This is a genomic window from Candidatus Zixiibacteriota bacterium (genome assembly GCA_014728145.1).
Lineage (GTDB): Bacteria > Zixibacteria > MSB-5A5 > JAABVY01 > JAABVY01 > WJMC01.
The window spans coordinates 1-7,083 of record WJMC01000239.1 but is presented as its reverse complement, the minus strand read 5'-3'; the positions used below and the strand labels follow the sequence as shown (position 1 = coordinate 7,083).

Annotated in this window: 7 protein-coding genes; all 7 read right to left on the bottom strand. The window is 49.0% G+C overall.

Going from position 1 to position 7,083, the window contains the following annotated elements; translation table 11 throughout:
* The coding region (locus GF404_13210; protein ID MBD3383137.1) for an NADH-quinone oxidoreductase subunit M at positions 1 to 1,302 on the bottom strand (1,302 nt) is incomplete at its 3' end.
* On the bottom strand, positions 1,303 to 3,300 hold the full coding sequence (gene nuoL / locus GF404_13205) for an NADH-quinone oxidoreductase subunit L (protein MBD3383136.1): 1,998 nt from the start codon (positions 3,298 to 3,300) through the stop codon (positions 1,303 to 1,305).
* 6 nt (positions 3,301 to 3,306) lie between these two features.
* The gene (nuoK, locus tag GF404_13200) at positions 3,307 to 3,609 is read right to left on the bottom strand and encodes an NADH-quinone oxidoreductase subunit NuoK (GenBank protein ID MBD3383135.1); all 303 of its coding nucleotides are present in this window, start codon (positions 3,607 to 3,609) and stop codon (positions 3,307 to 3,309) included.
* The gene (locus tag GF404_13195; GenBank protein ID MBD3383134.1) at positions 3,609 to 4,115 is read right to left on the bottom strand and encodes an NADH-quinone oxidoreductase subunit J; all 507 of its coding nucleotides are present in this window, start codon (positions 4,113 to 4,115) and stop codon (positions 3,609 to 3,611) included. Before GF404_13195 ends, nuoK begins: the two co-directional genes overlap by 1 nt.
* Positions 4,116 to 4,150: 35 nt before the next feature.
* Positions 4,151 to 4,633, bottom strand: a complete 483-nt coding sequence (nuoI, locus tag GF404_13190; protein MBD3383133.1) for an NADH-quinone oxidoreductase subunit NuoI — start codon at positions 4,631 to 4,633, stop codon at positions 4,151 to 4,153.
* Between the two features lie 9 nt (positions 4,634 to 4,642).
* Positions 4,643 to 5,632 carry an NADH-quinone oxidoreductase subunit NuoH gene (gene nuoH / locus GF404_13185; protein MBD3383132.1) on the bottom strand — a complete coding sequence of 330 codons (990 nt, stop codon included), beginning with the start codon at positions 5,630 to 5,632 and terminating at the stop codon, positions 4,643 to 4,645.
* Between the two features lie 2 nt (positions 5,633 to 5,634).
* On the bottom strand, positions 5,635 to 7,083 hold a 1,449-nt coding region (locus GF404_13180; protein MBD3383131.1), incomplete at its 5' end, for a molybdopterin-dependent oxidoreductase.

Here is a 7,083-nt window from a genome sequence, read left to right as displayed (position 1 = left end):
GAGCACACGCTTGATCATCCAGAGCATATAACACGCGGCCAGGATAACACCGCTCGCGGCGATACCGGCATAGATCGGATTCTTGCCAAAAGTGCCCAGAAGGATCAAAAATTCACCCACGAAACCATTGGTGAACGGCAGTCCAATCGAGGAGAGCGCGACAATTATAAAGAAGGTGGACCAGATCGGCATAGACTTGAACAAACCACCGAAATCAGCGATCATGCGTGTATGGCGTCTCTCGTAAACCATGCCGACAATCAAAAACAGCGCGCCCGTGGAGATACCGTGATTGAGCATTTGCAGGATACTGCCCTGGAGACCCTGCATATTGAGGGCGGTCAATCCGAGCATGATGAACCCCATGTGAGAGACCGAGGAAAACGCCACCAGCGATTTGACATCTTTCTGAACCATGGCAACCAAAGCACCGTAGATGATACCGATTACCGACAGCATTGCTATAACGGGCGTAAAGGCTTCAAAGCCCAGCGGGAACATCGGCATACAGAAGCGCAAAAAGCCATAGGTCCCCATCTTCAAAAGCACACCGGCCAGGATTACAGAACCTGCTGTAGGTGCCTGAACGTGAGCATCCGGAAGCCATGTATGGAACGGGAACATCGGGACCTTGATCGCAAACGCCAGCGCAAAAGCGGCAAATAGCCAGATTTGCGTAGTTTTAGGCAGAGAAACACAGAAATCAGTCAACTGCGAGATTGAAAATGTCGATCCGCCCGACTTGAAATATATAAACAGGATAGCCACCAGCATCAGAAGTGACCCGAGCATTGTGAACAGAACAAATTTTACGGTAGCATAGATCTTGCGCGGTCCGCCCCAGATACCGATCAGGAAATACATTGGGATCAGCATGACTTCCCAGAAAACATAGAACATGAACAGATCCATGGAAACAAACACGCCCAGCATACCGGTCTGAAGTATCAACAGTGATATCATGTAGCCACGCAAGCGGTCTTTGATCGCGGTCCAGGATGACCAGATCGCCAGCCAGCCCAGAAATGTCGTCAGGATTATCAGCCACAGGCTGATACCGTCAATACCGACCGAGTAGTTGATTCCCAGTGCTTTTATCCAGGTGACATCGTAGACGAACTGGAATTTGTCGGTGGTTGAATCGAAATTGAAATAGATGTACAAAGACAGCAGGAAGTCTACGAAGGTGACGATCCAGGCCGTGTACTTGATAGCGCTGTGATTCTCGCGATTAATAAATGCCAGAACCAGAACGCCCACGATGGGCAGAAATGTAATAATTGTCAGTATTGAACTATCCATCTACTTAACCACCAGATATCCAATTAAGATCACCACTCCGAAGACGAAGATGATCAGGTAATTTCTAAGATAACCGGTCTGCATTTTGCGCCAGCTTCCAGAGAATGACTTGATCATATATGCCAGGCCGTTGGCAAAACCGTCGATTATGACCACATCGAAAACTTTCCAGAGGAAAAACGACAGCGCTACCAGCGGTCTCACTATTGCACCGAAATAGATTTCATCGACATAGTATTTATTGTAAATGACCTTGTGCAGGCCGGACATTTTCTGCTTGAGATTGGTCGCGATTTGCGGATTCCTGAGATAGAAAGTGAAGGCCACAAAAATCGCGATCAGAACCAACAACACGCTTGCGCCCATCAGGATATACTCGAGGCTGTGATCGACATGATGACCATGCGCAATCTGCGCGTGCATGATCTCTTCACCATCGGCAAAGACCGGATGTAAAAACTTTTCGAACCAGGCTCCGCCGCCAAGTGCTTTGGGGATACCGATCCATCCGCCGACAACAGAAAGTACAGCCAGGGCCACCAAAGGCAGTGTCATAGTTTTCGGGGACTCATGGATATGGCTTTTGACATCCTCGGGAGCACGATTCTTTCCGAAGAACGTCAGGTAAATCAGGCGGAACATATAGAAAGCGGTAATGCCGGCGGTAATCCATCCGACAACCCAGAATACCGTTCCGCCATAGTGTGATGAAAATGTCTGCCAAAGGATCTCATCTTTTGAGAAGAAACCGGAAAAGAGCGGAATTCCGGAAATTGCCAGTGTTGCCAGAAGCATAGTCCAGAAAGTGACCGGCATCTTGTTTTTGAGACCACCCATCTGACGCATATCCTGGATTTCACTCATACCGTGGATGACCGACCCGGCCGCCAAAAACAGCAGACCCTTGAAGAAAGCATGGGTCATCAAGTGGAATATACCGGCTCCAAAGGCGGCCACACCGCAGGCCAGGAACATATATCCGAGCTGGCTGACCGTGGAGTAGGCCAGCACCCGTTTGATGTCATTTTGAGCAATACCCATGGTTGCGGCAAAGAAAGCCGTAGCCGCTCCAATAATTGCCACCAGCATGAGCGTATCCGGTGCCAGCAGGTAAAGCACATTGGTACGAGCGACCATGTACACACCGGCGGTAACCATGGTGGCGGCATGAATCAAAGCCGAAACCGGAGTGGGACCTTCCATGGCGTCCGGAAGCCAGACATAGAGCGGAATCTGTGCTGATTTGCCGGTTGCGCCGATAAACAGGAAGATCGTTATCAGCGTGAATACTCCCATGCCCAGACCGAATTGGTCGTTGAAGGTGAAAGCATGGGACGCTTCGGCATGACCGGTGGTCGAATGGAAAAAGCCGAGCGCGGAATCGAAAACCTGGTGGTAGTTGAGCGATCCAAAAGTCCAGAAGATCAGCATCATACCAAGTAAAAACCCGAAGTCTCCGATCCGGTTGACCACGAAAGCCTTCATGCCGGCGTTAGCGGCTGACTGCTTATGATACCAGAATCCGATCAGAAGATACGAACACAGCCCGACACCTTCCCAGCCGACAAACATCAAAAGGAAATTGTTTGCCAGAACCAGAAGAAGCATCGAACCGGTAAACAAATTCAGATATGTAAAGAAGCGTGAAAAGTCTTTGTCATGGGACATATACCCGATCGAGTAAACATGGATCAGAAAACCGACGCCGGTCACCACCAGGATCATGACAGCCGACAGGGGATCGAGTAAAAATCCGATCTCGACCTGCAAATCGGCAGACGGTATCCACTTGAACAGACTGGAGATTTCATGGTAGCGATGATGCGCGTCGAGTGCCAGCAATTCGAACAACGACACTACCGCCATCACGAATGATGTAAACACTGTTCCGCAGGCGATGAAAGCGACTATCCCGCGCGACATCCTGTTGCCGAACAAGCCGTTGATCAGAAATCCGATCAATGGCATCAGAACTATCAGCCAGACATAATCAAGCATAGGTTGTTACCATTTCATGACGTTGAAATCATCGACGTCAATAGTATCCTTATTCCTGAATAGAGAAATTATGATAGCCAATCCGACCGCGGCCTCTGCCGCCGCCACGGCCATAACGATAAACACGAATATGTGACCGCCGACATCCTGATACTGTCGGGCAAACGAAATCAGCGCCAGGTTCGCGGCATTGAGCATAAGCTCGATCGACATAAAGATAATGATAATATTGCGTGAAATCATCACGCCGGTGACACCGATCGTGAAAATAATCCCGCTCAAAATCAGATAATATTCCAGAGGAACCATTACTTCTCCTCCTCCCTGCGCATAGCCAGGACGACCGCGCCAATCATCGCCACCAGAAGCAGGATCGAAGTCAGCTCGAATGGGAACAGGTATTTGGTAAACAGAAGCGTCCCCACCTGTTCAACTGTCCCAAACTCTTCCATTGCTGACGGAACTTCCTTAAATACGAATCCTCGGGCCACGATCACCACCAGTTCGATTACCAGAACGATGGCAAAAACACGACCAAACCAGCTTTGAAGCGGATTTTTGACGGACCCGAACTCGTCACGGCGCAGGTTTAGAAGCATGATTACGAATAAGAACAGCACCATGATGGCGCCTGTATAGACTATGATCTGGAGTACTGCCACAAATACGGCTGAGAGCTGGATATAGAGGATAGCCTGGGCGAAGAAGGCCATAATCAGGAAGATCACGGATGCGACCGGATTTTTCTGCACTATGACCAATAGCGAACAGACTATCGCTACCAGCGCTGATGCGAAAAAGACAAAATACTCCAAAACTTACCCTGCCACTTTTGTTTCAGCCAATTTATTTAATAGACGTCCGGACGCCGGGTTTTGCGCTTGAACTCGACCTCGGACGGTTTCTTTCGCGGCCACGGTACCAGAAGATCATCTTTAGTATAGATAAACTTGTCGCGGTCATCGGCGGCGAACTCGTATTCCTTGCCCAGAAAGATCGCTTCCTCGGGGCAGGCTTCCTCGCAGTAGCCGCAGAAGATACAGCGGATTTCGTTTATCTCATAGACTTTGGCATAGCGTTCGCCTTTCTCGGTTTCAGCGCCTTCCATGTAGATCGCGTCGGCCGGGCAGTTGGCGGCGCAGAGACCGCAACAGACACAGCGTTCCGTACCGTCTTCGTAGCGCTCCAAAAAATGGAGCCCACGGTAACGCGGATACATGGGCGGTTTGACCTTCGGATAGGCGATAGTGACCGGCTTGCGAATGAAGTTCTTGAGCGTCGTAAACAAACCGATCGGTATAGCCACGAAAACCTGTTTTAATGCCTTCCACATAATATAACCTTACGTTAGTAATACTACCAGAGCAGTCACCAGCAGATTGGCGATTGCCAGAGGCAGTAGTATTTTCCATCCAAAATTCATCAATTGATCATACCTGAAGCGCGGGGTTGTCGCCCGTAACCACAGGTAGAAGAATACAAATAAAAATGTCTTAATGCAGAACCAGACAATCGAAAGAATCGGATTGTCGGTCGGTCCCTGCCAGCCACCCAGATAAAGTGTGGCGGCGATCGCCGATATCGTTATGATGTTGGCGTATTCGCCCACGAAAAACATCCCGAATTTCATGGCGGAATATTCGGTATGGTATCCGGCTACAAGTTCTGACTCCGCTTCGGGCAGGTCAAACGGTGCGCGGTTGGTCTCGGCAATTCCGCAAATCAGGAAGATCAAAAATCCGACCGGCTGCAGGACGATATTCCAGAGACCGGACTGCGCTTTTACAATTTCGTTCATATTCAAACTGCCGGTTATCAGGACCACTCCGATCACTGCCATCCCCATACTGATTTCGTAGGAAATCATCTGGGCCGAGGAGCGAATCGATCCCAACAGAGAGTACTTGCTGTTGGATGCCCATCCTGATAAAATAACTCCGTAGATACCCAGCGAAGTTACCGCGAAAATATACAGCAGTCCGACATTGAAATTCGACAGTACGAGGTTGATTTCCCGTCCAAAAAGGTTGATAGTCGAGCCAAACGGAATCACTACAAACGATAATGTTGCCGGGATAAATGCCGCCAATGGTGCCAGCAGATAAATAGTTTTGTCTACGTGACCGGGAATCAGGTCTTCCTTGAAGAGGAGCTTGACCAGATCGGCAACCGGCTGAAGCAGTCCGTTGGGGCCGGTGTAGATCGGGCCCAGGCGTGACTGGAAACGTGCCACTACTCTGCGTTCCAACAGGGTCAGATAGGCGCAGGCGGTCAAGAGTGCGGCAAAAACCACTATAACTTTAATTGTCGATATTATCAGAGTTTCAAGCATAATTACATTTTAACCAGTTTCACCCGGTCGATATCATGATCACGCTTTCTGAGCGCGTTGACGACCGCTTCCGGGAAATTATCCGGTACAAACACAACATCTCCCGGAAGGTCATCCCATATTACAGCATTGGCAACTATTTTTCCACAAGAATTTTCCAGTTTAACCAGATCACCCTCGGAGATAGTGTTATCCTCGGCAACCTTCGGATTCAGCGCGATATACGGGTCTGCCAGGAACTTGTTAAGGCTCTTCGAACGACTGCTGAAGTTGCGTGAAAAATGATGATCGCCGTTTCCGCTCAAAACTATCAGGGGCTGATCCTCGTGTATCGGCTTGCGATACTTGACCGGAGTCAACTCGACCTCGGGGTAGCTCTTATCTTTTTCGAAACGTAATCCCATATCCGGAACATCTTTGAACGTTTCGATTTTATCCTGATTCAAAAACGGCGCGTACTGACGGAAAATTGCGTCAGCGTTGTTGTATTCAAAAGGCTTTTCAAAACGTTCAGAAAGCCTGTTAAAAATCTGCCAGGCAGGCATAGATTCGCCCACACGCTTGATCACTGTAGCAAACTTCTGGAGTACTCCTTCCCAGTTGAAGAAAGTACCGTCGGTTTCATAGTGCGATGACAGTGGCAGGACTACGTCGGCGATCTTTGCCGTGTTAGTCAAAAACAGGTCACAGGCCACCATGAAATCGAGTTTGGATAGTGATGATTCGATATAGTTACGGTCGGGATAGTGGTCGATCGCGTCGACTCCGACCAAAAATCCGCATTCGATCTTTTCTTCGTCAATTTTCTGTAAGATGTCGATTGTATCAAACCCGCTCATCTCAGGAATATCGCCACCCCAGATCGAAGCCAGATTTTCCCGCTCGCTTTTTTCTGCTTCAAACGGCAAGAGTTCGGGGCGCATGCCCATCCGGAAGCATCCACGGCTGTTGGATTCACCGCCCAGCAGAAGTATACCGGATTCGGACAGATTGCCGGTTACCTTGGCCAGGTTGTAGAGCGAAATCATAATTGGATCGCGCTGGTAATGGGTGCGGATTGTCTCACCCGAGATAAAAACGGTATTCTTGGCCAAGCATAGATCTTTGGCCAGCTGTTCCAGATCATCCGTACTTAATCCGGTCATCTCCGAGACCGATTTCACATCGAAATCAGAGCTGTCCTCGACGAACTTTTTGATCTCGGCTTCGGTAAGCTTAATCCGCTCGGAATCGTACATCTTTTTCTCGAGAATCAGGCGCACAAGTCCCTGGATCAGGTAAATTTCAGAATACGGTTTATATGTAAAACTGCAATCAGTAGCTCGATTAAGACGATTCGGCCTCGGATTCAGCATCATTATACGCGCGTTTTTGTAACGCTTGGTTTTGAGTACCCGCAGGGCTGTGATTGGATTTTCGGAATGCAAGTCAGAGCCGAAGATGAAGAAATT